Source organism: Burkholderia sp. AU30280 (genome assembly GCF_020420125.1).
Lineage (GTDB): Bacteria > Pseudomonadota > Gammaproteobacteria > Burkholderiales > Burkholderiaceae > Burkholderia.
Genome location: NZ_JAIZRY010000004.1, coordinates 290561 through 315796 on the forward strand (window position 1 = coordinate 290561; position 25236 = coordinate 315796).

Consider the following 25236-nt stretch of genomic DNA (forward strand, 5'->3'; position numbering starts at 1 on the left):
TGAAAAGATTCGTAGCAATTTTCCCGTCAACTTTCGCCTGCCGATTGCCGTTGTACCGGCATCCGCACCGCCGGTGCGCTCCGGGAGTCCATGACGATGAAAGCGAACGCTGCCGCACCGGCGCCGTCGCCCGCCATGCAGTCGCCGCTCGACGCCGACGATGCATTGTTTTTCCTGAGTCGTACCGGCTTCTCTCCCGCGCCCGCCGATGTTGCGCGCGTCGTCGGCATGACGCGCGCGCAGGTCGTGGCCGATACGCTCGGCAACGTTCGCCTCGACCCCGTCACGACGTGGCCCGACTGGATCGCCGAGCTGCCGCCGACGCGCGCGCAGCGCCAGGCGCTGACCCCCGACATGCGGCGCGACGAGCAGCGCGAGCGCAACGTTCGGTACGATGCGTTGCGCGCGGCATGGGTCAACGAGATGGTCGTCACGCCGTCGCCGCTGACCGAGCGCATGACGCTGTTCTGGCACGGGCACTTCACGTCGGGGCAGGACAAGGTGCCATACCCGCAGACGATGGCCGCGCAGAACGCGCTGTTTCGCCGCGAGGCGCTCGGCAACTTTGGCACGCTGCTGCACGCGGTCGCGAAGGATCCGGCGATGCTGCAGTATCTCGACGGCGCGAGCAATCGCAAGGGGCGCCCGAACGAGAATTTCGCGCGCGAGGTGATGGAGTTGTTCACGCTCGGCGAAGGGCATTACACGCAATACGACGTGACCGAAGCCGCGCGGGCGATGACGGGCTGGACGGTCGATCCCGATACGCTGCGCTTCGCGGTGCGGCCGGATTGGCACGATGCGGGCGACAAGACGATTCTCGGCGAAACGGGGCCGTTCGACGGCGACGGGTTTCTCGACATCCTGCTGAAGCGGCCGGGCACCGCGCGCTTCATCGCCGCCAAGCTGTGGCGCGAGTTCGTGTCCGATACGCCCGACCCGGGTGCGCTCGACGCGGTGGCCGAACGGTTTCGATCGAGTGGTTATGACATTCGCGCGGCGCTCGCCGCGCTGTGGTCGACCGACGCCTTCTGGGATCCGCGCAACCGCGGCGTGCTCGTCAAGTCGCCGGCGGAATTCGTCGTCGGGTCGGTGCGGCTGTTCGACGTTTCATACGGCGATCCGCAGATGCTCGCGAACACCGTGCGCACGCTCGGGCAGAACCTGTTTTACCCGCCGAACGTGAAGGGCTGGCCGGGCGGCGCGCTGTGGATCAACAGCACCACGCTGCTCGCGCGCAAGCAGTTCGTCGAGCAACTGTTCCGCGCGACGGAGACGGCCGGCATGCACCCGCCGGCGCATCCGATGGTGCCGCCGCCGAATGGCCGCGCGCATGCGATGCCGGTGGTCGAGACGGCGTCGGCAGCCGGCATGCGTGGAGCGCCAGCCAAGTCCGCACGCGCCGGCCTGCGTTTCGACCTCGAACGCTGGCTTGCACAATATCGCGCACGGCCGCAGGCAACCGCGGGTTTGTCGACCGAGCTTCAGTTGCAGCACGCGGTGCTGCAGTTGTCGCCGGTCGCGGCGATCGACACGGATTCCACCGGCAGCGCGTATCTCGAAGCGCTGCTGATGGATCCGGCCTATCAACTGAAATGATTCGAACGACGATGAAGCGGGGAGCCGGTGTGGCAAAGGTGCCGGGCGGCGAACCAAAGGATGCGCGATGAACCGACGTGATTTTCTGACGCTGACGGGCGCTGCGGCCGCGGCCGGCGTGTCGATGTGGCAGGCGCCTGCGATGGCGGCTTCCGTGGCGCAGGCGGCGCACCAGCCGGCGGCCGGGTATGCGAACGTGCTGATCCTCGTCGAGCTGAAGGGCGGCAACGACGGCCTCAACACGGTGGTGCCGTATGCGGACCCGCTGTATTACCAGTTCCGGCGCAGCATCGGCATCAAGCGCGAGCAGGTGCTGCAACTCGACGCGCACACGGGGCTGCATCCGTCGCTTGCGCCGCTGATGCCGCTGTGGCGCGACGGGCAGGTCGCGGTCGTGCAGGGCGTCGGCTATCCGCAGCCGAACCTGTCGCATTTCCGCTCGATCGAGATCTGGGATACGGCGTCGCGTTCGGACCAGTACCTGCACGAAGGCTGGCTCACGCGCACGTTTGCGCAGGCGCCCGTGCCGCCCGGTTTCGCGGCGGACGGCGTCGTGCTCGGCAGCGCCGAGATGGGGCCGCTCTCGAACGGTGCACGTGCGATCGCGCTCGTCAATCCCGCGCAGTTCATTCGTGCGGCCCGGCTTGCCGAGCCGTCGTCGCTGCGTGAACAGAACCCCGCGCTCGCGCACATCATCGACGTCGAGAACGACATCGTGAAGGCGGCCGACCGGCTGCGCCCGCGCGGCGGGATGCGTGAATTCCGGACGGCGTTTCCGGCCGGCGCGTTCGGCACGTCGGTCAAGACCGCGATGCAGGTGCTGGCCGCGTGCGAGACGTCCGGGCCCGGCGCGCAGGACGGCGTCGCGGTGCTGCGCCTGACGCTCAACGGCTTCGATACGCACCAGAACCAGCCGGGGCAGCAAGCCGCGCTGCTCAAGCAGTTCGCGGAAGGGATGAGCGCGATGCGCGGCGCGTTGATCGAACTCGGCCGCTGGAACCAGACGCTCGTGATGACGTATGCGGAATTCGGGCGGCGCGTGCGGGAGAACCAGAGCAACGGCACCGATCACGGCACGGCCGCGCCGCATTTCGTGATGGGCGGGCGCGTGGCCGGCGGGCTGTATGGTGCGCCGCCGGCGCTCGGGCGGCTCGACGGCAACGGCAACCTGCCGGTCGCGGTCGATTTCCGCCAGCTCTACGCGACCGTGCTCGGGCCGTGGTGGGGGCTCGATGCGACGCGCGTGCTGCAGCAGCGCTTCGACACGTTGCCGTTGTTGAAGGCGTGAGGCGCCCGGGTCAGCGTCGGCGCGCGGTGCGCCACGCGACCCACAGCTTGCGGATCGGCGTCAGCGCGATGCGCTGGTGCAGTACCTGGAAGCCGTCGCGCTCGATTTCGTCGAGCAATGAGCCGGCCAGGGCGATCTGTGCACGCAGCGTGCGCTGCGCGCGGCGTTCGGATGCGGGGATCGCTGCTTCGGCGGCCATCAGCGCTTCGCGCGCGCGGGCCGTCTGGAATTGCAGCAATTCGGTGAAGGCCGGGCTGTAGCGACGGTTCAGCAGATCGGCCGCGGTCACGTTGTAGCGCTGCAGTTCGTCGATCGGCAGGTAGATGCGGCCGTGGCGCGCATCGTTGCCGAGTTCCTGCACGAATTGCGCGAGCATCAGCGCGCGGCCGGCGTCCGCGGCCCACGGTTGCGGGTCGGCCGGGTTCGCGGCGCTGGCGCGCGCGACCAGCGACGCGAAGGTGCCGCCGACCTGGGCGATATAGCGCTGCAGGTTCGCGAAATCGAGGTAGCGGGCCTGTTCGAGATCCATCCCGTAACCGTTGACGAGCGTGCGCAATGCGTCGGCCTCGGCGGCGATCGCCGGATGATGCTGCGCGAGCGCCTTCGTGACCGGGTGCGACGGCTGCCCGTCGGCCAGCGCCGCGAGTTCCTTGTGCCACCACGCGAGCTTCGTGTGCCCGATGGTCGGGTCGCTGGTTTCCTTGACCGTTTCCTCGAGTTCGCGACGCAGCGCGAATAGCGCGGTCAGGCGCGGCTGCGAGGCGAGCGGCGCCTGGCGCAGCGCGTAGTAGACGCTGGAGCCCGCAGGGGCGGCCTTTTGCTGACAGTAGTCGTCGAAGTTCACGGGCGGAATCGGGTGGGGGCGGGTTCGGGGGACGCGCGGCGGCGCGATGCCGAAACGTCGAGCGCGGCATTCTAGCACCGCTGCACGACGGGTGTCGGCGAGGGCGAGACAACGCCGCGCGGATCGGGTAGAATCTCGCGCTCGCCTGATCGGGCGTGTCGGTTACAGGCCGGCGCGGTGTCCCGGGCGCGTGGAAACGCATCTTGCGTGCCGCGTGGTCAGGCGACGGAAAATCCGCGTGAGTGGCGAAATTGGTAGACGCACCAGGTTTAGGTCCTGACGCCCGCAAGGGTGTGCCGGTTCGAGTCCGGCCTCACGCACCAGAAGTCGAACGCGCCTCCGTCAGGGGCCGTTCATCAAGAAGCGCTGTCGGTCGATTGACCGCAGCGCTTTTTTCGTTGATGTCGTCGCCTTTCCCGGCACGCGAGCCTGGGCAAGCGGTGCACGAAAATTCGTGCCGCGTGTAATGTCGTGTTCACTTCCCATATAAGAAACGCAATTACGCCGAAGACCACCGATGAAAAACACCGTCCGCATTCCGATGTCCGTACTGGCGCTGATGCTGGTCGCGCCGGCTTTTGCCAATACGCCTGCCGAGAACATTGCATGGAGTGCCAGGCCCGCGCAGACGGTTTCATCGTCGTCGGCGTGCTCTGCGTACTCGGGGCGGGTGATGACGAGCGGCGAGACGTTCTCCACGGAAAACGTACTGAAAGCCCTCGGCACGTCGCTGGCCGGTGCCGCGCTCGGCATCGTCACCGGCGGATATCAGGGCGCAGTCTCCAATCCGTGCCCGCGCCCGGGCCTGTGACCGGCCCTCAGGCGAACCGCGGAGATCTCCGCCTCATCTGAAACAAGCACGACACCCAGCGCCGCGCGTCGCCCGACCCGCGGCGCTTCGTCGTTTCAGGCGCGCTTATTCCCAGAAACTCCGGATCGCTACCGCCACGATCACCGGCACCGAGAAGACCAGCGGTATCGCGAAATACTGCGCTTCGCGATCGACCACCCAGCTATAGATCACCCACGCCGCGCCGATCGCGAACGTGATGAGGCCGACCGTCACGGCGGCGATGTTCAGGACCAGCTTCGAGGGCTGGCGGCGCGTCTTGGCATCGTCATTGTTGTCGCGCGGGGACGGTTTCATCGGAAGAGTGCGGCTTCGGGCCGGAACGGGGATAAAAGCACAGGAAACCCCATCCGCACCGATCGCGCAAGAGGGCCGGCGCAGGCCGGCCCTCGTCGCGTCTACCAGCGCGTGCTACAACCCGAACGACACCGCCAGTTCATCGAGCAGTTCGCGCTGGAACGCGACGAACCGCTCGCCAGGCTGCTGCGCGATCGCGAGGTCGAGCATCGGATCGGCGACGTCGGTGCGAATGCCGGCCAGCTCCTCGGCGATCGCGAGCCCGCAGAACGGCACGTACGCTTCCGAATAGCCGCCTTCGTGAACGATCGCGAGCCGCCCGCCGCAATGGCGTTGCGCGGCATCCTTCACCGCGCGCGTCATGAACCGGTAGCTGTCGGTATGCAGTTGCATGCGCGCGAGCGGGTCGACTGCGCTGGCGTCGAGGCCGCTGGCGACCACGATCAGCTCGGGCCGGAAACGCTCCAGCGCCGGCAGCACGATCCGTTCGAACGCGTAGCGATACGCATCGTCGCCGCCGCCCGCGAGCAGCGGCACGTTCAGGTTCGCGCCGACGCCCGCGCCCTGGCCGCGATCGTCCGCGCCGCTGTAGCCGGGCGGGAAGCAGCGGTCCTGGTGCAGCGAGATCGTCAGCGTGTCCGGATCGTCGTAGTAGATCGACTGCGTGCCGTTGCCGTGATGCACGTCCCAGTCGATCACCGCGACCCGCTCGATGCCGTGTTTCGCGCGGGCAGCCTCGATCGCGATCGGGATGTTCGCCAGCAGGCAGAAGCCCATCGGGCGATCGCGCAGGCAGTGGTGGCCGGGCGGCCGCGACAGCGAGAACGCGTTCGCCGCACGGTCGCCGACGACCGTATCGACAGCCGCGATCGCGAGGCCGGCCGACAGTGCAGCAATCTCGTAGCTACCCTTGCCGAACGGCGCGAGATCGCCGAGGTCGCCGCCGTTTGCGTCGCTGAGTGCGCGGAACGCGTCGAGATAGTGCGCGGGATGAATGCGCAGCAGGTCGGCGGTCGAGGCCGGTTCGGCGCCGCGCAGGTCGAGCTGAGCGGCCAGACCCGAGGCCTGCACCAGCGACAGGAAACGGCGCTTCGAATCGGGCGATTCCGCGTAGCCTGCGCTCGACGGCGGCTGGACCCAGCCGCCGACCGGGAAGAACAGCGCATGCGTGCCGCCGGTATGCCAGAAAGTGCGTTCGTCGGTGAAGAAGGCAGTGCGATTCATGGATGTGCGTGACCTGTCACGGTTGGGAGGAAACGGAAGGGCGCGTGCGCCGATCGATGCGGCGCAGCGCGGCGAAAGACACGATCGCGACGGCCGTCGCGGCCGCGAACAGCGCGTGCATCGTGCCGCCGGCGTCGAGCATCAGCCCGGCCAGCAGCGGGCCGGCCGCGAGGCCCGCGCCGATCACGAAATTGAGCGTGGCGACGAGGCGGCCCGATGTGTCGATCTGCGCGACGGTCGCGAGGATGAACGGCAGCACGAACGTCCACGCGAACTTGAATGCGAAGATCGCCGCGCTGTAGCCGCCGGCGTGTCGCATCACCGCGAGCGCGACGAGCGAGGCGGCCAGCAGCGCGTAACCGGCCGCGAGCATCGCGCGCCGGGCGAGCCGGCCGCCTGCGCACGACGCGAGCGCCGCGCCGGCAATGCCCATCACGCTCGCGATCGCGAGTACGTTGCCGGTCGACTGCGGATCGAGTCCGGCTTCGTTCGCGGCACGGCTTGCGAACGTCCACACGCTGCCGATCGCGAGATAGAACGTCAGTACCGCGCCGATCGCGAGCACGACGAAACTATGCGGCGTATGTGCCGCCGCGCCGCGCGTGTTTTGCGCAGGCGCGGTTCGCGCGCCCAGCGATGACGGAAAGCCGCGCGACAGCGGCGCCGCGAGCAGCGCGAGCGCGGCGAGCGCGACATACAGCGCGCGCAGCCCGAACGCCGCGAACACGTGCGGCAGCGCGAACAGGCCGATTGCACCCGCGATCAACTGGCCGACGACCCACAGGCCGTACACACGGTCGTTGTTCTCGCTCGTCGCGGCGCTCGTCATACAGAGCACCATCAGTGAGCCGCCGCCGAGCGCGGTGACGGCGCGCAGCGCGAGCAGCGCGACGAAGCCCGGCATCCACAGCGCGGTCAGCAGGTTGCCCGCGCCGAACAGCGCGATGGCGAACGCCGCGACGCGGCGCGCGTCGACCCGGCCGAGCCACAGGTACGACGGCACGGTCGCGAGGCTGAACGCGCCGAGTTCGACGAAGAAGTAGGTGCCGATCTGCGACGCGGACAACCCGAGCTGCGTCGCGAGCTGGCCGGCGACGGCGGGCGCCACGAGCAGCAGCAGTGGCGTGATGGCCGCGAACACGACGAGCGCGACGAGCGTCGAGCGCGCGAAGGTCGGCGCGCCGCTGTCGGGCGGGAGTGCGGCATCCGTAGAAAGGGTTTTCATGGCGGGATCTCGTGGGGGGAATCAGAACAGGTGATAGATGCCGACCATCGCGCCGAACTGCGATGCGCCGGCGAGCGGCGTCGGGTCGTATTCGTAGACGGTCTGCGAACTCTGGCCGCGGTTGCGCGCGTAGCCGAGGTTCACATAGGCGACGGTGCGTTTCGACAGCGCGTACGTGGTGCTCGCGATGAACAGCGTCGGGTGGCCGATCGCCGGCGTGCGCGAGTCGGTGTGGTAGACACCCGCGTTCAGGCCAATCTCGCTCGACATCTGATAGCGCGCACCGCCCCAGACGATCGTGCGCGCCGCGTCGAGGTCGCCGGTCAGGCGTTCGACGCCCACATAGACGGTGAGCGGCAGTGTGGCGAACGCATAGCGCGCGGCGAGCGTGCCGAGTTCGCGGCGGCGCGCCGACGTGTCGTCGGCCGCGGAAACGTCGCCGTGCGCCTGATGCAGCACCGCGCTGACCGACAGGCCGTTGCTCGTGTACTGGCCGCCGAGTTCGAGCACGCGTCCGGCACGCGTATTGCCGGCGACGCCGGACGTCGCGGCAAGCGCCTCCACGTCGAAGCCGGCGAACGTCGGTGACTGGTACTTGACCGCGTTGTCGATGAAGTTCGCGTTGATCGGCACGATGACGCCCTGGCCGCTGTACGACGCGTACCAGAGCGGGTCATAGAACAGCGTCTTGTCGAACAGCACGCTGAACTGCCGCCCGAGCGTGACGGTGCCGACCGGCCCCGAGATGCCGACGTACGCGCCGCGGAAGAACGCATAGCCGGGCACGGTTGCGGTGCCGTCGTTGAGGTTGAGGCCCTGTTCGAGCTTGAACAGCGCTCGCCAGCCGCCACCGAGATCCTCGTGGCCTTTCAGCCCGATCTGCGAAGGCAGGATGCCGTAGTTCTGCAACTGCACGGCCGAGTGGCGCCCGTCGGCATGCGTCAGGTATTGCACGCCGGCATCGAGCGCGCCGTACAGCGTGAGACTCGACTGCGCGTGCGCGGCAGCGCTGCACGCGGCAAGTGTCGCGACGGCCGCGGCCGTACGGATGAAGCGGGTTTTCGTCACGTTGGGTTCTCCATACCGTCCTGCATCGGTTTGTCGTTGGTGTTGTCGCGACGCAGTGTCCGCAGCGGGAAAACCTTCGAACAGTCGTACAGATGAACGGTGTGGAAAACCCGTGGTGCACGGCATGCACGCGGCGGGCTGCGGTGGCGCGGCGTGCTGCGGGGCAGCAACGTGCCGTGCACCGTTCAAATGGATGGGGTTGACGCCCGTTCCGATGCCGTGGCCTGTCAAAAAAGCCGGTCGCTATAATCGACCGGTGTCGTTGCGTGCATCAGCAGCCCGATCGGGCAGGGGAGCGGAAGGTGAGGATCACGACGGATTTCGGGCAGGATCTCGATGCGCTGCGCGACGTGCCGGCAGCCATCGTGCTCGACGACTTCGCGTGGCCGCCGCTGCCGCCCCGGCGTGCCGATTTCGACGGCGTTACGCACGGCGACGCATCGCAGCGCGAACTCGGGCTGATGCTGCTCGACCTGTACGCGGTTGCCGCCCGGTCCGGCATCGGCGAATTCGAATACCGCTTCTTTTCGCTGCTGCAGGCGCTCATTCCATTCGACGCCGCATGGACAGGCGTCGCGACCCATGTGCCGACCGGCCCGGTGATGCACAACAGCTTCCTGTACCGTCTGCCGCACGCGTTCTTCAGCGACTGGAAGCGCGTGCGCGATTGCGACCCGCTTGCGCACCGCACGCTGCGCGGCGCGCACGGCCACGCGGTGCGTTTGTCGGTCGTCGAGCCGGGGCTCGATGCCCGGTTTCGCGATTGGTGCGTGAAGTACGGGCTCGCGCAGCTGATGTGCGTGTGCACGCTCGATCGCCGGTTCGGCCTGACGACGTTCATGTCGATCTATCGCCAAGGCCTGAATCGCCCGTTCGGCGACGACGATGCGCGCCGTTTCGAGGAAGTGATTCCGCATCTCGCGGCGGCGCTGACGATCAATCGCGCCGCGCAGCTCACGCGCGAGCGCGGCGATACGGTCGCGCCGGCGGCGCGCGCACTGTGCGACAACTTCGGCGTGCTCCACCATGCCGATCACGGTTTCGACGACGTGCTGCGCACCGAATGGCCGGCGTGGGTCGGCGCGCGCGTGCCGGAGCCGCTCGTCGCGCACCTGCGGCGCCAGTCGGGCCAGCCGTTCGTCGGCGACGCGCTGCGAATCCAGTGCGTGCCGGTTGCGGGGCTGTTCCAGATCGAGGCGCGGCCGCGCTCGCTGCTCGACCGGCTGAGCCCGCGCGAACTCGCGGCGATCCGCTATTACGGCGCAGGGCGCTCGCACAAGGAAGTCGCGCAACAGATGGCGATTTCGCCGACGACCGTGCGCCACTACCTGCGCTGCGCGTACCGCAAGCTCGGCATGCACGACAAGAGCCAGATCGCCGGCGTGCTCGGCGCGCCGGGCGGCACGGCCGACGACGAGCCGGTGGAAGCCGGTGACGAGCGGCGCTGAATCGCGCTGAGTCGCACGACCGCCGCGCATTGCACGCGCTCGCGCGAATGGTTGTGCCCGCAACCATTGCGCGTTATGCTCGTCAGCTCCCAGCAGACGGAATTCCATCATGAACGACACGAATTCAGGGTCGGTGCGCGCGGCGGTGGTCGGGGTCGGCGCGATCGGCGGGTTGCTCGCGGCCGCGTTGTCGCGGGCCGGCATGACCGTGAGCGCGTATGCGCGCGGCGCGACGCTCGACGCGTTGAACACCCACGGCGTGCGCGTGATCGACGAGGCGGGCGTGACATCGTCGGTTCCGATGCGAGCGAGCGACGATGCGGCCGCGCTCGGCGTGCAGGACTACGTGGTGATCGCGCTGAAGGCGCAGGCGCTGCCGGCGCTGGCCGCGCGCATTGCGCCGCTGGTTGGGTCGGACACCGTGATCGTCGCGGCTATGAACGGGCTGCCGTGGTGGTTCACGCACGGGCTCGAAGGGGCGCTTGACGGCGTGCCGCTCGATGCGGTCGATCCGGCCGGCGCGGTGTCGGCGGCGTTGCCGCCCGCGCAGGCGATCGGTTGCGTCGTGCATCTGTCGTCGAGTACCGACGCGCCGGGCGTCGTGCGCCGCGGGCGCGGCAACCGGCTGATCGTCGGTGCACCCGATGCGCGGCTCGACGCGGCTACCGCCCGGTTTGCCGCGGCGCTCGCGGCGGGTGGCTTCGACGTCGAGTCGACGCCCGCGATCCGGACCGAGATCTGGACGAAGCTGTGGGGCAACATGAACATGAATCCGCTGAGCGCGCTGACGGGGTCGACGGCCGAGCAGTTGCTCGACGATCCGTTCACGCAGGATCTCGCGTTGCGGATGATGGAGGAGGCGGCCGCGATCGGCGCGAAGCTCGGCCTGTCGACGGGGATGAGCGGGCCCGAGCGGATCGCGGTCACGCGCAAGCTCGGCGCGTTCAAGACGTCGATGCTGCAGGATTTCGAAGCGGGGCGCGCGCTCGAGATCGGGCCGATCCTCGGCGTGTTTCCCGAACTCGGGCGCAAGCTCGGCGTGCCGACCCCGTATTGCGACGCGGTGCTCGGGCTGCTCCGGCAGCGCGCGACGAACAGCGGGTTGTAGTGCGGGCGGGGCCGCGGCATGCGCGACGCCGGTGACGCGAAACGTTGCGATCCGCTTGCAAGTGCGCAGCGCATGACGCAAAGCGGGCCGCCCGCGTCGCTGGTGAGGCGACCGGGGCAGCCCGTCGAAATCATCGGATCAATACAATGCTGCGGGCGCGTTGCCCGTGTTGCCGCTCAGTCGTCCCGCTCGGTCGCGTGCGCGACCACCTTGTCGAGCAGCCGCTCGAACGTCTGGCGTTCGCTGTCGGACAAGCACGCGAGCAAGCCGTCGTTCCACTTGCGTACGATCGGCATGATCTTGCGATGCAGCGCGCGGCCGTCGGCGGTCAGTGCGATCAGCACGATCCGGCCATCTTCCTCGCTTGCACTGCGTTCGAGCAGCCCCTGGCGCAGCAGCGCCTCGGCTGCCCGGCTCGCCTGGCTCTTGTCGAGATTGGTGTGGCGCGCGAGATCCATGATCGAGAACGGGCCGAAGGCGCCGACGGCGGCGATCACGCGCGCCTCGGGCAGCGAGATGTCGAGCTTGTGCCGGTACACCTCGCCGATCCCGCGGTCGGATCGCTTCGTGAGCGCGTGGAGGCGATAGGTCAGAAACTGATCGAGCCCGGCTTGACGGCCTTTCATGTCGAATCCTGAAGAAAAAGGGCGGGCCCGATTGTTCCTGTATCGCGCGCTCGGGTCAACGGTCAGTGTGCGCCGTACTTCAGGCGTGTCAATTGCTCCGCTTCGTTCGCGAGCAGGCTGGCCGCGTCGCGGATCGCGACGTCGAGCGTGATCGGCCCGGGAGCCGGCGAGAAGCAGCCGGAAAAATGTTCGGACAGGCGGGGCAGCGCGGCCGGGTCGATTGCGCCGGACAGCAGCGACGCGGGCACGCCGGCAGCCTGCGCATGGCGGCACGCGATGAACGGCGCTTTCCCGTGCAGCGTCTGCACGTCGGAGCGGCCTTCGCCGGTGATCAGCCAGTCCGCACCCGCGAGCGCCGCGTCGAGCCCGACCTGACGCGCGACCACTTCGGCGCCGGCTTCGAACTGCGCGCCGAGCATGTGCAGCGCGAAACCGAGGCCACCAGCGGCACCGGCGCCCGGCAGGTCGCGGCTGCGATGGTCGAGCGCGGCTTCGAGCAGGTCGGCGAAGCGGGCGAGGGCCGCGTCAAGGGTCGCAACCTGCTCGGGCGTCACGCCCTTTTGCGGGCCGAACACGGCGGTCGCGCCGTGCGCGCCCGTCAGCGGGTTGTCGACGTCGGACATGCCGATGAATTCGGTTTCCTTCAGGCGCGGGTCGAGCCCCGACGCGTCGATGCGTGCGATGTCGGCGAGCCGCGACGGAACCGGCTCGACCGGCTGGCCGCCGGCGTCGAAGCATTGGAGGCCGAGGCCCGCGAGCAGCCCGGCGCCCGCGTCGTTGGTGCTGCTGCCGCCGAGCGCGACGAAGAAGCGGCGCACGCCTTCGTCGAGCAGCGTGCGGATCGCTTCGCCCATCCCGCGCGTGCTGCGCGCGTCGACGGGCACGCTCATGCCGACCGGATCCGTGATGCCGACGATTTCGGCTGTCTCGACGATCGCGGTGTGCGCGTCGATCACGCCGACCGCCGCGTCGCGTGCCGCGAGCGATGCGCCTGCCACCCGCAGCGCGCGCCGCGTGCCGCCGCCTGCCAGCATCGCGTCGAGCGTGCCTTCGCCGCCATCGGCCATCGGGCAGCGGCGCACGACAGCGTCGGGCCGGGCGCGGCGAATGCCGGTGGCGATCGCGTCCGCGACCTGTTCGGCGGAAAGCGAACCTTTGAACGAATCGGGCGCGATGACGACGACAGGCGCGGACGGGTGATGCGGCATGGTGTCTCCGGACGGCGTGATTGGTGTGAGGAATAATTGGGGCCGCGACGGCGGCGCACCCTTAGTTGGAGCTTACAGGATGGCGGGCCCGTGGAGGATACGGCGTTCGGCATAGCGGCGATCCGCGTGCATTGCCGTGCGAAGGGCTGTTGGCGCGGCGCAGACGCATGCGCGTCGCGCCGATCTGGCGGTGTGATGAAAATTGTTTGCTAGAATAGTCGATTCTTCCGGCCAAAGCCGTGCTCCGAGCCGCTTGCGCTAGCCATCCGGCGCGTGCAGGGATGGCGTGGCGCTCCGGCGCGGCGAGTGGATGTGACGCACATCACGCCGCAGGCAGGCACGGCAAGGAAAACCCGATTTGCTCGAATAATTTTAGGACGATTGAAGCCATGGCTAACGTTGTTGAGAACCTCGGCAAGCTTGAACGCCGTGTGACGATTTCCCTGCCGAAAGACACCGTGCAGAAGGAAATCGACGCCCGTATCCAGAAACTCGCGAAGAACGTGCGCATGCCGGGTTTCCGCCCGGGCAAGGTGCCGCTGAAGATGGTCGCGCAACAGTACGCGGGTCAGGTCGAAGCGGAAGTGCTGAGCGACAAGATCGGCCAGGAATTCTTCACGATCAGCCGCGCGGAAAACCTGCGCGTCGCTGGCCAGCCGAGCTTCGAGCCGAAGCAGGAGCAGGCTGAAGATGCATACGCGTTCGACGCGACGTTCGAGGTCTACCCGGAAGTGAAGATCGGCGATCTGGCGACGGCTGAAGTCGAACGCTCGACGACGTCGATCGGCGACGCTGAAATCGACCGCACGCTGGACATCCTGCGCAAGCAGCGCGTGCACTACCACGCACGTGGCGAAGCCGGCGAGCACGGCGACGGCGGCGCGGACACCGCAGCGAAGAACGGCGACCGCGTGACGGTCGACTTCGTCGGCAAGATCGACGGCGTCGCGTTCCAGGGCGGCACGGCCGAAGATTTCCCGTTCGTGCTCGGCGAAGGCCGCATGCTGCCGGAATTCGAAACCGCGGCGCTGGGCCTGAAGGCCGGCGAATCGCGCACGTTCGACCTCGCGTTCCCGGAGGACTACCACGGCAAGGACGTCGCGGGCAAGACGGCGCAATTCACGGTCACGATGAAGAAGATCGAGTGGCCGCACCTGCCGGAAATCGACGCCGAATTCGCGAAGTCGCTCGGCATCGAAGACGGCGACCTGACGAAGATGCGCGCCGAGATCAAGGAAAACCTCGAGCGTGAAGCGAAGCGCCGCACGCAGTCGATCGTCAAGAACCAGGTGATGGACGCGCTGCTGAAGATCTCCGAACTCGACGTGCCGAAGGCGCTGATCGAGCAGGATCAGCAACGTCTCGTCGAAATGGCTCGCCAGGATCTGGCGCAGCGCGGCGTGCCGAACGCGAAGGACGCACCGATCCCGGCCGAGATGTTCGCCGAGCAGGCCGAGCGTCGCGTGAAGCTGGGCCTCGTGCTGGCCGAGCTCGTGAAGTCGAACGGCCTCGAAGCGAAGCCGGAACAGATCCGTGCGGAAGTCGACGAGTTCGCGAAAAGCTACGAAGACCCGAAGGAAGTGGTCCGCTGGTATTATTCCAACCAGCAGCGCCTCGCCGAGATGGAAGCGTTCGTCGTTGAGAGCAACGTCGTCGATTTCGTGCTGGGCAAGGCAAAGGTGACGGACAAGGAAGTGAGCTTCGAGGCACTCGCGAGCGCATCGGCGCAAGCGTAAGTGTCGCTCTAGCGGCGTGCCGGCTGTCGGAGCGACGGCCCGCACGCCGTTTTCACGTCAAGCGCACGGTTGCCATTAATATGGCGATTGAGCGGGCGGCTTCCCTCCGTTCAATTTTCCAATCGAACAAGGTTCATTGAATGATCACTCGCGCTGAATTGCTGGACATGCTTGCTTCGAACGCGCCGCAGGGTTTCGAGGCGCAAGCGCTGGGGCTGGTGCCGATCGTCGTCGAAACGAGCGGCCGCGGCGAGCGTTCGTACGATATCTACTCGCGTCTCCTGAAGGAGCGCCTGGTGTTCATGGTCGGCGAAGTGAACGACCAGACCGCGAACCTCGTGGTCGCGCAGTTGCTGTTCCTCGAGAGCGAGAATCCCGACAAGGACATCAGCCTGTACATCAACAGCCCGGGCGGGTCGGTGTCGGCCGGCATGGCGATCTACGACACGATGCAGTTCATCAAGCCGGACGTGTCGACGCTGTGCATGGGCCTCGCGGCCAGCATGGGCGCGTTCCTGCTGGCGTCGGGCGCGAAGGGCAAGCGCTTCGCGCTGCCGAACTCGCGCGTGATGATCCACCAGCCGCTCGGCGGCGCACGCGGCCAGGCGTCCGACATCGAGATCCAGGCGCGCGAAATCCTCTACCTGAAGGAGCGGCTGAACCAGTTGCTCGCGCAGCACACGGGTCAGGACGTCGAGCGCATCGCGCGCGATACCGACCGTGATAACTTCATGTCCAGCGAAGACGCGAAGGCGTACGGACTGATCGATCAGGTGCTGCTGAAGCGCCCGTAAACTTAAGTGGGGTGCCGCCCCGATTCACGCGGCGCCCCTGCTATGTTCCGCACGCCCTGAGCCTCTGCGGCAAGCGCATCCGGCCGGCTCCGGTCGCGCCCTAGGCGCGGCGTTCGGAGCATTCGGCGTATCATGTCATTTACCTGTCCGGAGGCTCTACATTCATGGCGGACAAAAAAGGTTCGAACAGCGAGAAGCTGTTGTATTGCTCGTTTTGCGGGAAGAGCCAGCATGAGGTGAAAAAACTCATCGCGGGCCCGTCGGTGTTCATCTGCGATGAATGTATCGACCTCTGCAACGAAATCATTCGCGACGAGGCGGCTGCCGCCGGCGTCGAGGCCAGCCTGTCGCGGTCGGATCTGCCGAGCCCGCAGGAAATTCGCGACATCCTCGATCAGTACGTGATCGGCCAGGAGCGCGCGAAGAAGATCCTCGCGGTGGCGGTGTACAACCACTACAAGCGCCTGAAGCATCTCGACAAGAAGGACGACGTCGAGCTGTCGAAGAGCAACATCCTGCTGATCGGCCCGACGGGCTCCGGCAAGACGCTGCTCGCACAGACGCTCGCGCGGTTGCTCAACGTGCCGTTCGTGATCGCCGATGCGACGACGCTGACCGAAGCCGGCTACGTCGGCGAGGACGTCGAGAACATCATTCAGAAGCTGTTGCAGAACTGCAACTACGAGGTCGACAAGGCCCAGCGCGGGATCGTCTACATCGACGAAATCGACAAGATCAGCCGCAAGTCGGACAACCCGTCGATCACGCGCGACGTGTCGGGCGAGGGCGTCCAGCAGGCACTGCTGAAGCTCGTCGAGGGCACGATGGCGTCGGTGCCGCCGCAGGGCGGCCGCAAGCACCCGAACCAGGATTTCATCCAGGTCGACACGACCAACATCCTGTTCATCTGCGGTGGGGCATTCGACGGCCTCGAAAAGGTGATCACCGATCGCACCGAGAAAACCGGCATCGGCTTTGGTGCGACGGTCAAGAGCAAGCAGGAGCGCGACGCGGGCGAAGTGCTGCGCGAAACGGAACCGGAAGACCTGATCAAATTCGGTCTGATCCCCGAATTGATCGGCCGCCTGCCGGTGGTCGCGACGCTCGGCAAGCTCGATGAAGCCGCGCTGATGAAGATCCTGGTCGAGCCGAAGAACGCGCTCGTCAAGCAGTATCACAAGCTGTTCGCGATGGAGCGCGTCGAGCTGGAGATCCGGCCGGGCGCACTGCAGGCAGTCGCCCGCAAGGCGATCCGCCGCAAGACCGGCGCGCGCGGTTTGCGTTCGATTATCGAACAGGCATTGCTCGACGTGATGTACGAACTGCCGACAATGAAAGGGGTCAGCAAAGTCATCATCGACGAGAACGTCATCGATGGCGACGGCAAGCCTTTGCTGATCTACGAGGACACGCCGAAGGTGGCGGGTTCGAACTGACCGGCTTGCCGACGATGTTCTGCGAAAAAGGCCGTTCATGAGACCGTGGGCGGCTTTTTTTCGTTTATCTTGTGGGTAACTCTGACTCGACACGCGGTGGTTACTTTTTTACCGAATATTTCCCGCACTTGAAGGCTTGCAATTCGTTGTGGCGGCCTCAATTACCGAACAATTGATTCCACTCATGGGGAAATGAAATGTCAGGCACCCAACTTCTTCCGCCGGAACGCATCACGCTCCCGCTGCTGCCGCTGCGGGATGTCGTCGTTTTCCCGCACATGGTGATTCCGCTCTTCGTGGGCCGGCCGAAATCGATCAAGGCCCTCGAAGCAGCGATGGAAGGCGGCAAGCACATCATGCTCGTCGCCCAGAAAACCGCGGCCAAGGACGAACCGACCGAAAAGGACATGTACGAGGTCGGTTGTATCGCCAACATCCTGCAGATGCTGAAGCTGCCGGACGGCACCGTGAAGGTGCTCGTCGAAGGCCTGCAGCGCGCGAAGGCGTTGTCGATCGAAGAGCAGGAAACGCAATTCTCCTGCGAAGTGATGCCGCTCGAGCCCGATCACGCCGACAGCGCTGAAACGGAAGCGCTGCGCCGTGCGATCGTGTCGCAGTTCGACCAGTACGTGAAGCTGAACAAGAAGATCCCGCCGGAGATCCTCACGTCGCTGTCGGGCATCGATGAAGCAGGCCGCCTCGCCGACATGATCGCCGAGCGCCTGCCGCTGAAGCTCGACCAGAAGCAGCACATCCTCGAGATGTTCCCGGTCATCGAGCGCCTCGAGCACCTGCTTGCGCAGCTCGAAGCCGAGATCGACATCCTGCAGGTCGAGAAGCGCATCCGCGGGCGCGTGAAGCGTCAGATGGAAAAGAGCCAGCGCGAGTACTACCTGAACGAACAGGTCAAGGCGATCCAGAAGGAACTGGGCGAAGGCGAAGAGGGTGCCGATCTCGAGGAACTCGAGAAGCGCATCAACGCCGCGCGCATGCCGAAGGAAGCCAAGAAGAAGGCCGATGCCGAGCTGAAGAAGCTGAAGCTGATGTCGCCGATGTCGGCGGAAGCCACCGTCGTGCGCAACTACATCGACACGCTGATCGGCTTGCCGTGGCGCAAGAAGAGCAAGGTCAACAACGACCTGTCGAACGCCGAGCAGGTGCTCGACGAGGACCACTTCGGCCTCGAGAAGGTGAAGGAACGGATCCTCGAGTATCTCGCGGTGCAACAGCGCGTCGACAAGGTCAAGGCGCCGATCCTGTGTCTCGTCGGGCCCCCGGGCGTCGGCAAGACCTCGCTCGGCCAGTCGATCGCCCGTGCGACGAACCGCAAGTTCGTCCGGATGGCGCTCGGCGGCGTGCGTGACGAAGCCGAGATCCGCGGCCACCGCCGTACGTACATCGGTTCGATGCCGGGCAAGATCCTGCAGAGCCTCACGAAGGTCGGCGTGCGCAATCCGCTCTTCCTGCTCGACGAAGTCGACAAGATGGGTATGGATTTCCGCGGCGATCCGTCGTCGGCGCTGCTCGAAGTGCTCGATCCGGAACAGAACCACACGTTCGCCGACCACTACATCGAAGTCGACTTCGACCTGTCGGACGTGATGTTCGTCGCGACGTCGAACTCGCTGAACATCCCGCCGCCGCTGCTCGACCGGATGGAAGTGATCCGTCTGTCGGGTTACACGGAAGACGAGAAGGTCAGCATCGCGCAGCGTTACCTGTTGCCGAAGCAGAAGAAGAACAACGGCCTGAAGGAAGGCGAGATCGAGGTCACCGAGCAGGCGATCCGCGACATCATCCGCTACTACACGCGCGAAGCCGGTGTGCGTTCGCTCGAGCGGGAAGTGTCGAAGATCTGCCGCAAGGTCGTGAAGATGCTGCTGCTGAAGAAGGCATCGGGCGCGATCAAGGTCGACGGCGAAAACCTCGATACGTTCCTCGGCGTACGCAAGTACGACTTCGGCCTTGCCGCGAAGGAAAACCAGGTCGGTCAGGTGACGGGCCTCGCGTGGACGGAAGTCGGTGGCGATCTGCTGACGATCGAAGCCGCGGTGATGCCGGGCAAGGGCAACGTGATCCGTACGGGTTCGCTCGGCGACGTGATGAAGGAGTCGGTCGAAGCGGCACGTTCGGTCGTGCGCTCGCGTTCGCGTCGTCTGGGCATCAAGGACGAAGCGTTCGAGAAGCAGGACATCCACATCCACGTGCCGGAAGGCGCGACGCCGAAGGACGGTCCGTCCGCCGGCGGTGCAATGACGACCGCACTGGTATCGGTGCTGACGGGTATCCCCGTGCGTGCCGATGTCGCGATGACGGGCGAAATCACGCTGCGTGGTGAAGTCCTGCCGATCGGCGGCCTGAAGGAGAAGCTGCTTGCAGCGCATCGCGGCGGCATCAAGCTCGTGCTGATCCCGGAAGAGAACGTGAAGGATCTCGCCGAGATTCCGGACAACGTGAAGAACGCGATCGAGATCGTGCCGGTCCGCTGGATCGACAAGGTGCTGGAACTCGCGCTCGAGCGTTCGCCTACCCCGCTGCCGCCTGAAGAAGAGGCGAAGGCGGCGGCACCGGTCGCCGATGCAGCGAAGGATGCCGGCTCGACGGAATTCGTCAAGCACTAAGCGTTGGGACGCCGTCCTTTCTGACGGTTGTTCACGAAACCCGCGGCTTGGCCGCGGGTTTTTTTATGCGTAGCCGAATCGCGTGCGCGAACGCTAAAAAATTCGCGTCAGGGCTTTGCAAAATGATCGGGGATGAATTAAACTTGCGGGCTCGCTGGTTGTTGATGCCGAAACGCAGATCGCAGCCAGAACGAATCGGAAACGGGTGCTTAGCTCAGCTGGTAGAGCGGCGCCCTTACAAGGCGTAGGTCGGGGGTTCGAACCCCTCAGCACCCACCAGTTTCCCGATTCAGCCAGACCAAGGAGCGGTAGTTCAGTCGGTTAGAATACCGGCCTGTCACGCCGGGGGTCGCGGGTTCGAGTCCCGTCCGCTCCGCCAGAAAATGAAAAAGCCCGCCATGCGCGGGCTTTTTCATTTGCGTTTCCGGTTGCGTCCGCTCGCGTGACTGCGGGGACGGAGGAAGCCGCCTGCGCAGCTTTCGGTGGGACTCGAAGGGCTGCGCTCGCAAGTGCAGCCGCGGCCTGCGGGATGCAGGCGACCCGTCCGGTTGCGCGATGCGCAACACGACTCCGCCAAACAAACGACGATGCCCGCCTTGCGCGGGCTTTTTCATTTTGCGCGCCCGATTGTCGCGTGGCACTCGCCACCAACACGTCTGCTTTTCTCCCGTCCCACCCCGTATGTTGTAATATCGGACGTTTTGTCCAATTTTCCCGTCACGCATGCTCGATTTCTTCCGTAATCACCAGCGCCTGATGATGGCGCTCCTGCTCCTGATCGTGTTGCCGGGGCTGGGTTTCGTCGGGATCCAAGGCTTCCGCGGCTTCTTCGACGATAGCGCGAACGTCGCGGCAGTCAACGGGCACAAGATCACGCGGGTCGAATTCGACGGCGCGTTCCGCCAGCAGATCGACCAGGCGCGTCAGGCGCTCGGCGGGCAGTTCGACATCAAGATGTTCGATACGCCCGAGCACCGCAAGCAGGTGCTCGACGGCCTGATCCAGCAACGCGTGCTGGCCGACGAGACTCAGCGTCTGCACCTGACCGCCTCCGACAACGCCGTGCGCGAAGCGCTGATGAGCGACCCGATGATCGCGTCGCTGAAGAAGCCCGACGGTTCGATCGACGTCGAACGCTATGCGCAGTTACTCGCGTTCCAGGGGATGACGCCTGAGCAGTATCAGGAACGCGTGCGCTACAGCCTCGCGCTGCAGCAGATTCCGGCCAGCATCGTGTCGAGCGCATTCACGCCGAAGAGCCTCGCGCAACGCCTGTCCGAACTCGCCGCGCAGCAGCGCGAAGTGCAGGCGCTCGTGCTGAAGACGAGCGACTTCGCAGCGAAGGTCCAGCCGACCGATGCGCAGCTCGCCGCGTACTATGACGCGCACAAGCAGAGCTTCGCGACGCCGGAAACCGCGACGATCCAGTACCTCGTCTATTCGCCGGCCGCAGCGGCCGCGAGCGCGCAGCCGACCGATGCGGACATCAAGAAGTTCTACGACGACAACCCGACACACTTCCGCACCGAAGCGCAAGTGCGCGTGAGTCACATCTTCATCGCTGCGCCGGGCAGCGCCAGCGCAGCCGACAAGGCAGCCGCAAAGGCGAAGGCCGAGCAACTGCTGGCCGATGTGAAGGCGCATCCGGACCAGTTCGCGCAGATCGCGCAGAAGAACTCGCAGGACGCACCGTCGGCCGCGAAGGGCGGCGATCTCGGCTTCATCACGCGCGGCTCGACGGCGGGCGGCAAGGCGTTCGACGATGCTGCGTTCGCGCTGAAGCAGGGCGACGTGAGCGGCATCGTGCAGTCGGATCTGGGCTTCCACATCCTGAAGGCAACGGAAGTGAAGCCGGCGGCCGTCAAGCCGTTCGCGGAAGTGAAGGACCAGATCGCGGCCGACCTGAAGCAGCAGTACGCGTCGAAGGCATTCACGGACAACGCGGAAGGCTTCACGTCCACCGTCTACGAAAAGGCGAAGACGCTTCAGCCGGCCGCGGACAAGTACAAGCTGACGATCCAGACGGCCACCGTCACGCCGACGCCGAATCCGCAACTGCCGCCGACGAGCCCGCTGAACAATCCGAAGTTCCTGGCCGCCGTGTTCGCCAACGACTCGGTGAAGAGCCAGAACAACACGCAGGCGATCGACGTCGGCAACAACACGCTGATCTCGGCGCGCGTGACCGACTACAAGCCGGCCGCCGTGCCCGCGCTCGATGCGATCAAGGACGTCGTGCGCCAGAAGGTCGTCGCCGAGCAGGCCGCGGAACTCGCGAAGAAGGACGGTGCGGCGAAGCTCGCCGAACTGCAGAAGTCGAAGTCGACCGACGGGTTCTCGGCCGCGCAGAAGGTGTCGCGCACGCAGTCGCAGGGCCTGACGCCGGCTGCACTGAGCGCCGTCTACAAGGTCGACGCGAAGACGCTGCCGGCTTACGTCGGTGTCGATCTCGGTGCGGATGGCTATGCGATCTACCGCGTGAACGCGGTGATCCCGGGTTCGGCGGTCGACCCGCAGCAGCTGGCCGCCGCGCAGCAGCAGATGGCGCAGGTCGACGCGCAAAGCGAAGGCGAAGCGTATCTCGCCGCGCTGCGCGATCGTTCGAAGGTGAAGCTGTACGGCTCGACGGCCAGCCAGTCGCAGGATGGCGACAACTGAGCGTCGTTTCGCACGCAACAAAAAAGAGCCCCGCTTCATGCGGGGCTTTTTGTTTTCCGGCGGGACGGCGTCAGCCGTGCGGCTTGCCGAGCAGCGGCTTCAGCGCCGGCCAGACGTTGTCGAGCAGAATGCCCTGCGCCTGCCGCGCGGGATGCATCTGGTCGGCCTGGAACATCTCCGGCTTGTTCTCGATGCCGGCCAGCAGGAACGGTACGAGCGGCACGCCGAGATCCTTCGACAGCCGCGTGTAGACCGCGTGGAACTTCTGCGTGTAGTCGGGGCCGTAGTTGGGTGGCACATACATGCCGACCAGTACGACCTTGGCCTGTGCCTGCCGCGCGCCGGCGATGATGTCGCGCAGGTTCTGCTCGGTCGTTGCGAGCGGCACGCCGCGCAGCGCATCGTTCGAACCGAGTTCGACGACGACGACCGACGGCTTGAGCCGCTGCAGCACCGCGGGCAGCCGCGCGCGGCCGCCGCTCGTGGTGTCGCCGCTGACGCTGGCGTTCGCGACGCTATAATCGATTCGCTCGGTCGTGAGGCGTTGCCGCAGCAACGCCACCCAGCCGGTGTCGCGCGGCAGCCCGTATTCGGCCGACAGGCTGTCGCCGAGCACGACGATCACGGGCTGTCCCGATGTCGCGGCCGGTGTCGTCGCGGCGCGTGCCGGGACGGTGGTGGCCAGCAGGGTGCCCAGCAGCGCGGCGATTGCCGCGCATCCTTTCCAGCGAAATGTCGTGTCCATGTTCAAGATTACCGATCCGATCATCGAAGTCCATGACGTGTGCAAGCGGGTCGCCGACGCAACGGGCGAGCTGACGATCCTCGACGGCATCACGCTCGCCGTGGCACCGGGCAGCAGCCTCGCGATCGTCGGCGCGTCGGGGTCGGGTAAATCGACGCTGCTCGGCCTGCTTGCAGGGTTGGACAGCGCGACGAGCGGCACGGTTCGCCTGCTCGGTCGCCCGCTCGACCAGCTCGACGAGGATGCGCGCGCGGCGCTGCGCAACGGCGCTGTCGGGTTCGTGTTCCAGTCGTTCCAGTTGATGCCGCACCTGACGGCGCTCGAGAACGTGATGCTGCCGCTCGAGCTGCAGGGGGGCATCAGCGCGCGTGAAGCAGCCGATCGTGCCCGGGCGCTGCTCGTGCAGGTCGGTCTCGGCGAACGCACCGCGCATTATCCGAAGCTGTTGTCCGGGGGCGAGCAGCAGCGTGTCGCGCTCGCGCGCGCATTCGTCACGCGCCCGGCGATCCTGTTCGCCGACGAGCCGACCGGTAGCCTCGATGCGGCCACGGGCCATGCGGTCATCGACCTGATGTTCGAGCTGAACCGCACGCATGGCGCCACGCTCGTGCTCGTCACGCACGATGTCGAACTCGCACGCCGCTGCGCGACGACCGTGACGCTCGACGCCGGACGCATCGTCGCACCGCAAGCCGCGCAGCGCGGCGCCTGAATTTTTAGGCCGGCCGTGCAGCCGGGGCTGCGTGGCCGGCATCGGTAAGACGCCGATACCTCAGCGCTTCAGCGCCGCACGGGCGCGCTCGATCAGCGCGGTGGTCGACGAATCGTGCTTCGCTGGATCGAGCGACTCGGCCGACAAGTCGGCTTCCACCACCTTGCCGAGGATCTTGCCGAGCTCGACGCCCCACTGGTCGAACGGATTGATGTCCCACACCGTTGCCTGCACGAGCACCTTGTGTTCGTACAGCGCGATCAGCGCGCCGAGCGTGCGCGGCGTCAGCGCGTCGACCAGCAGCGTCGTCGTCGGGCGGTTGCCCGGGAACGTCAGGTGCGGCGCGAGCGCCTCCTTGCCCGGTCCTGCGACCTCGCGGGCTTCGTCGAGCGTGCGGCCGAGCATCAGGGCCTCGCTCTGCGCAAAGCAGTTCGCCAGCAGCTTCGGATGATGGCTCGCGAGCGGATGCTCGGGCGTCAGCACCGCGATGAAGTCGATCGGCACGATCGTCGGCCCTTGATGCAGCATCTGGAAGAACGCATGCTGGCCGTTGGTGCCCGGCTCGCCCCATGTGACGGCCGACGTCGGGTAGTCGACGAAGGTGCCGTCCAGGCGCGCGGATTTGCCGTTGCTCTCCATTTCGAGCTGTTGCAGGTATGACGGCAGGTAGTGCAGCGCTTCCGAATACGGTGCGACGAGATAGCTCTGCGAACCGAAGAAATTCCTGTACCAGATGCCGATCAGGCCGAGCAGCACGGGCAGGTTGCGCTCGAGCGGCGCTTCGCGGAAATGACGGTCCATGTCGTTCGCGCCCGCCAGCAACTCGTCGAACTGCTCGGGGCCGATCGCGATCATGATCGACAGGCCGACGGCCGACCACAGCGAATAGCGGCCGCCGACCCAGTCCCACATTTCGAATACGTTGTCTGCGGCGATGCCGAACTTCACGACTTCGGCCGGATTCGCCGACACGCCGACGAAGTGCTTCGCGAGCGCGTCCTCGGGGCAGCCGCGCGCGACGAACCAGTCGCGCAGCGAGCGTGCGTTCGTCATCGTTTCGAGCGTCGTGAAGGTCTTCGACACGATGATCGCGAGCGTTTCCTCGGGGTCGACCTGTTCGAGCACGCGCGCCAGATCGGCACCGTCGACGTTCGACACGAAGTGCGTGGAGATTTCAGGCGTCGCAACGTGGTGCAGCGCATGCACGACCATCTTCGGCCCGAGATCGGAGCCGCCGATGCCGATGTTGATCACGTGGCGGATGCGCTTGCCGGTGTAGCCCGTCCACGTGCCGCTGCGCACGGCGCGCGCGAAGGTCGCCATCTTCGCGCGCTCGGCGCTGATCTGTGCGTGGAACGGCGCCTGCGGATCGGTCGCGCGCAGCGCGGTGTGCAGCGCGGCACGGCCTTCGGTCGGGTTGACGATCTCGCCCGCGAACATCGCGTCGCGGCGGGCTTCGACGCCCGCGTCGCGCGCGAGCTGTACGAGCAGGCGCAGCGTATCGTCGTTGATGCGGTTCTTCGAGAAATCGGCAGCGAGGCCGCCGCCCGCGAGCGTGAAGCGTTCGGCACGCGTCGGCGTGCGGTCGTTTTCCGGCGCGAACCAGTCGCGCAGGCGAGCATGGCGGATTTGCTCGAAGTGGGATTGAAGGGCAGTCCAGGCGGGGAGCGAATTCAGCGTCATGGCGGTTCGAGTGAAGCGTGAATCGGGAGGAATGCCGCGCCGGCTCATCGGGATCGTACGGCCGGC

General features: G+C 66.4%; 20 protein-coding genes and 3 tRNA genes. 14 read left to right on the forward strand and 9 right to left on the reverse strand.

The genetic code is table 11. The features are described 5' to 3' along the window. Positions 1-96: 96 nt before the first annotated feature. Both LGN17_RS11575 and LGN17_RS11580 read left to right on the forward strand, forming a co-directional pair. The gene (locus tag LGN17_RS11575; RefSeq protein WP_226196847.1) at positions 97-1599 is read left to right on the forward strand and encodes a DUF1800 domain-containing protein; all 1503 of its coding nucleotides are present in this window, start codon (positions 97-99) and stop codon (positions 1597-1599) included. Positions 1600-1666: 67 nt separating this feature from the next. Beyond that, positions 1667-2887, forward strand: a complete 1221-nt coding sequence (locus tag LGN17_RS11580; protein ID WP_226196849.1) for a DUF1501 domain-containing protein — start codon at positions 1667-1669, stop codon at positions 2885-2887. 10 nt (positions 2888-2897) lie between these two features. Here LGN17_RS11580 and hpnD read toward each other — a convergent pair whose 3' ends face one another. Beyond that, positions 2898-3731, reverse strand: coding sequence for a presqualene diphosphate synthase HpnD (gene hpnD / locus LGN17_RS11585; protein WP_226196855.1), 834 nt, complete (start codon positions 3729-3731; stop codon positions 2898-2900). A 236-nt stretch (positions 3732-3967) separates the two neighbouring features. On the opposite strand from hpnD, the gene LGN17_RS11590 reads away from it, so the two are divergent. After that, positions 3968-4054 (forward strand) — tRNA-Leu (locus tag LGN17_RS11590). Positions 4055-4248: 194 nt separating this feature from the next. After that, positions 4249-4542 (forward strand): hypothetical protein, encoded by a 294-nt coding sequence (locus LGN17_RS11595; RefSeq protein ID WP_226196857.1) that lies wholly within the window; start codon positions 4249-4251, stop codon positions 4540-4542. 105 nt (positions 4543-4647) lie between these two features. Here the strand turns inward: LGN17_RS11595 and LGN17_RS11600 are convergent, their stop codons facing one another. The 4 genes from LGN17_RS11600 to LGN17_RS11615 form a co-directional block, all read right to left on the reverse strand. Continuing rightward, positions 4648-4878: a hypothetical protein gene (locus LGN17_RS11600; protein WP_175955831.1), complete on the reverse strand. Its 231-nt coding sequence runs from the start codon at positions 4876-4878 to the stop codon at positions 4648-4650. Between the two features lie 114 nt (positions 4879-4992). Then, positions 4993-6102 (reverse strand): class II histone deacetylase, encoded by a 1110-nt coding sequence (locus LGN17_RS11605; protein WP_226196859.1) that lies wholly within the window; start codon positions 6100-6102, stop codon positions 4993-4995. A 16-nt stretch (positions 6103-6118) separates the two neighbouring features. After that, positions 6119-7327, reverse strand: a complete 1209-nt coding sequence (locus tag LGN17_RS11610; RefSeq protein WP_226196861.1) for an MFS transporter — start codon at positions 7325-7327, stop codon at positions 6119-6121. A gap of 21 nt (positions 7328-7348) precedes the next feature. Next, a complete protein-coding gene (locus tag LGN17_RS11615) occupies positions 7349-8395 on the reverse strand; it encodes a porin (RefSeq protein ID WP_226196863.1) in 1047 nt (348 codons plus the stop codon). Between the two features lie 302 nt (positions 8396-8697). Between LGN17_RS11615 and LGN17_RS11620 the strand changes: the two genes are divergently transcribed. Continuing rightward, entirely contained in the window at positions 8698-9843 is a 1146-nt protein-coding gene (locus LGN17_RS11620) for a helix-turn-helix transcriptional regulator (protein WP_226196865.1), read from the forward strand. Between the two features lie 109 nt (positions 9844-9952). Next, on the forward strand, positions 9953-10951 hold the full coding sequence (locus tag LGN17_RS11625) for a 2-dehydropantoate 2-reductase (RefSeq protein ID WP_226196873.1): 999 nt from the start codon (positions 9953-9955) through the stop codon (positions 10949-10951). Between the two features lie 176 nt (positions 10952-11127). Here the strand turns inward: LGN17_RS11625 and LGN17_RS11630 are convergent, their stop codons facing one another. Both LGN17_RS11630 and LGN17_RS11635 read right to left on the reverse strand, forming a co-directional pair. Further along, entirely contained in the window at positions 11128-11577 is a 450-nt protein-coding gene (locus LGN17_RS11630) for a MarR family winged helix-turn-helix transcriptional regulator (protein WP_039367176.1), read from the reverse strand. A gap of 62 nt (positions 11578-11639) precedes the next feature. Further along, on the reverse strand, positions 11640-12785 hold the full coding sequence (locus tag LGN17_RS11635; RefSeq protein ID WP_226196875.1) for a glycerate kinase: 1146 nt from the start codon (positions 12783-12785) through the stop codon (positions 11640-11642). Positions 12786-13174: 389 nt separating this feature from the next. Here LGN17_RS11635 and tig point away from each other — a divergent pair, with 389 nt between their 5' ends. From tig to LGN17_RS11670, 7 genes are all read left to right on the forward strand, one after another. After that, positions 13175-14521 (forward strand): trigger factor, encoded by a 1347-nt coding sequence (gene tig / locus LGN17_RS11640; RefSeq protein ID WP_226196890.1) that lies wholly within the window; start codon positions 13175-13177, stop codon positions 14519-14521. Positions 14522-14661: 140 nt separating this feature from the next. After that, on the forward strand, positions 14662-15315 hold the full coding sequence (clpP, locus tag LGN17_RS11645; protein ID WP_010092137.1) for an ATP-dependent Clp endopeptidase proteolytic subunit ClpP: 654 nt from the start codon (positions 14662-14664) through the stop codon (positions 15313-15315). 164 nt (positions 15316-15479) lie between these two features. Next, positions 15480-16751, forward strand: coding sequence for an ATP-dependent Clp protease ATP-binding subunit ClpX (clpX, locus tag LGN17_RS11650; RefSeq protein WP_006489345.1), 1272 nt, complete (start codon positions 15480-15482; stop codon positions 16749-16751). A gap of 197 nt (positions 16752-16948) precedes the next feature. Beyond that, a complete protein-coding gene (gene lon / locus LGN17_RS11655; RefSeq protein ID WP_011352361.1) occupies positions 16949-19372 on the forward strand; it encodes an endopeptidase La in 2424 nt (807 codons plus the stop codon). A 203-nt stretch (positions 19373-19575) separates the two neighbouring features. Continuing rightward, a tRNA-Val gene (locus tag LGN17_RS11660) sits at positions 19576-19651 on the forward strand. Between the two features lie 23 nt (positions 19652-19674). Next, positions 19675-19751: transfer RNA gene (locus tag LGN17_RS11665), tRNA-Asp, on the forward strand. Between the two features lie 344 nt (positions 19752-20095). Next, on the forward strand, positions 20096-22030 hold the full coding sequence (locus LGN17_RS11670; RefSeq protein ID WP_226196892.1) for a SurA N-terminal domain-containing protein: 1935 nt from the start codon (positions 20096-20098) through the stop codon (positions 22028-22030). Positions 22031-22100: 70 nt separating this feature from the next. Here LGN17_RS11670 and LGN17_RS11675 read toward each other — a convergent pair whose 3' ends face one another. After that, complete coding sequence (locus tag LGN17_RS11675; RefSeq protein ID WP_226196894.1) at positions 22101-22775, reverse strand: arylesterase; 675 nt, start codon at positions 22773-22775, stop codon at positions 22101-22103. Between LGN17_RS11675 and LGN17_RS11680 the strand changes: the two genes are divergently transcribed. Further along, on the forward strand, positions 22774-23487 hold the full coding sequence (locus LGN17_RS11680; RefSeq protein WP_226196896.1) for an ABC transporter ATP-binding protein: 714 nt from the start codon (positions 22774-22776) through the stop codon (positions 23485-23487). The genes LGN17_RS11675 and LGN17_RS11680 overlap by 2 nt on opposite strands. Positions 23488-23547: 60 nt before the next feature. On the opposite strand, the gene pgi is transcribed toward LGN17_RS11680, so the two are convergent. Then, the gene (gene pgi, locus LGN17_RS11685) at positions 23548-25170 is read right to left on the reverse strand and encodes a glucose-6-phosphate isomerase (RefSeq protein WP_226196897.1); all 1623 of its coding nucleotides are present in this window, start codon (positions 25168-25170) and stop codon (positions 23548-23550) included. Between the last annotated feature and the right edge of the window lie 66 nt (positions 25171-25236).